The sequence below is a fragment of the Campylobacter sp. RM9328 genome, assembly GCF_012978615.1.
The window spans coordinates 1-1240 of the sequence record NZ_LIWF01000048.1; the positions used below are offsets into that span (position 1 = coordinate 1).

The 1240-nt window shown below is 33.4% G+C and carries 2 protein-coding genes; both read left to right on the forward strand.

Going from position 1 to position 1240, the window contains the following annotated elements:
• Nucleotides 1-327: 327 nt before the first annotated feature.
• Nucleotides 328-495 (forward strand): hypothetical protein, encoded by a 168-nt coding sequence (locus CCAL9328_RS10575; protein WP_170000628.1) that lies wholly within the window; start codon nucleotides 328-330, stop codon nucleotides 493-495.
• On the forward strand, nucleotides 482-1240 hold a 759-nt coding region (locus CCAL9328_RS10580), incomplete at its 3' end, for a hypothetical protein (RefSeq protein WP_170000629.1). The genes CCAL9328_RS10575 and CCAL9328_RS10580, both read left to right, overlap by 14 nt.

A 1240-nucleotide genomic window follows, 5' to 3' on the forward strand; every position in this document is an offset into this window, starting at 1 on the left:
ATTGAGTTTCCTAGTGAAACTTTACGTAAATTTCAAAAATAGGAATTTTTATGAAAAACAATTTATATTTTTTAATTTTATGTTTGATTATTTTTCTTTGTTGCTTTTTTATTATTCATGTTTTTATTGATTATTCTATTGAATTTCCTAGTGAAACTTTACGTAATATGATGGAACAGCAAGAGCAAGGGTTAAACAATGACAGAAAGTAATATAAGCTATTCTGATATTAATGATTTGTTTGGTGATTTGCCTGATATCGGGGAGTTGTTTAAAGTTCCTTATGCTAGTGAAATTGATAAAGAGTATATTTAAAAGGAGGATACTATGCGTTCTAATTTTGCTTTATTTATGGATATAGTTATTACTTTCTTGTTTGCGTGTCTTTTTTATTTTTTGTGGAATATCCCTTCTCCAGGTGATATTGATAGAGAATTTATGCAAGAGCAAGATAAAATTTTTCAAGAGCAAGGGTTAAACAATGTCAGAAAGTAACGCAAGTCGTGTTTTAAAACTTGGTATTGATGAAATGTTTGAAGACCTTACTTACAACGTTGCTTATAGTGAGGTTTTAACTAGGTTAAAAGCCAACGGCATGGATGACGGGATTTTAAAAGACGCTATAAACTCGGGTATTACAATTATGTTTAGCTCGGCTCTAATGCTTTATATTCAAGCTCAAGAAGCTGTTTTACACCGTATTCTAGAAATTGCGGGTGCTTTGCTTCTTGCTACTTTAAGCCCTGTTGTTAAAGTAGCAAAAGGTCTTTTAAATAAATTTAAAAAAGGTGTTAAGGTCGGTATGCTTGCAAATGTTCTTGGCGTTTCAACTGAAGCTAGGGTCGGTTATGCTCAAGTAATAACTACTGGTGCAAATGCCGTTTTTAATTCTCATCAGGGTAATAGTCAAAAAAGTGGTTATCTTAACAATATGTTACAGCAACGTGAACTTATGCTTCACTCCAAAGATCAACAATTAGCTTACGCAAAAGCAAAAGTTGATAGCTTTAACCAAACCCTACTTTTTAAGCTTCTTGCGTCTAAATTCACCCCGCAAGATAAAGAGATAATTCGTAAAATGACTGGCGGTTCTGCTGATATCGACATCGATAAACTCAATGAAATCGCTAATTTCATGTGGGTGACCGATAGCGCAGGTAATATCACGGGTCTAAGCGAGCAGTTCATGAGTATGCTCAATGGACTTGGCTATTTAAACGGTAAAAACAAAAATGTAGGT

Bases quoted from the DNA above. Each gene is read 5' to 3' on its own strand.
- CCAL9328_RS10575 (WP_170000628.1), top strand. From the start codon at position 328: ATGCGTTCTAATTTTGCTTTATTTATGGATATAGTTATTACTTTCTTG.